Source organism: Corallococcus sp. AB049A, assembly GCF_003668885.1.
GTDB lineage: Bacteria > Myxococcota > Myxococcia > Myxococcales > Myxococcaceae > Corallococcus > Corallococcus interemptor.
The window spans coordinates 1-445 of record NZ_RAWL01001109.1 but is presented as its reverse complement, the minus strand read 5'-3'; the positions used below and the strand labels follow the sequence as shown (position 1 = coordinate 445).

Annotated in this window: 1 protein-coding gene; it reads right to left on the bottom strand. The window is 68.8% G+C overall.

The genetic code is table 11. The features are described from left to right. A partial coding sequence (locus tag D7X55_RS46460) for a hypothetical protein (RefSeq protein WP_407921824.1) occupies window positions 1-445 on the bottom strand: 445 nt, incomplete at both ends.

Genomic DNA, 445 nt, shown 5'->3' with positions numbered 1-445 from the left:
CGATGCGGGTCCAGAAGGCGCCGCGCACGCCGGTGATCTTCTCGTAGATGGCGTCGGCCATCTGGTGGGCGACGTCGCGCATGGCGTTGCCACGGGCGGTCATCGCCAGGCCCAGCAGGCGCTCGCCCTTCGGCACGTCGAACAGTTCGTACTCGACGCGGTAGGCACCGGCACCGGCATCGAGCACGCGGCCGACCACGATGTAGTTCTGCTTCAGCGCGCGCCAGGTGGCGAACTGGATGTCACCGCCACGCACGGGCTTCTCGACGATCTGCGCTTCCGGCAGCGTGCGGAACTGGCCCGAACGCTCCAGGTCGGCGCGGACCACGCCGGCGACGTCGGTCTGCGGAGCGGCCGACGAACCCTGGTAGGGCATCGGCACGATGGTGATCGGCAGGGCGGAGGCATTGCCGCCGATGATGTCGATATCCAGCCCCTTCTGCTG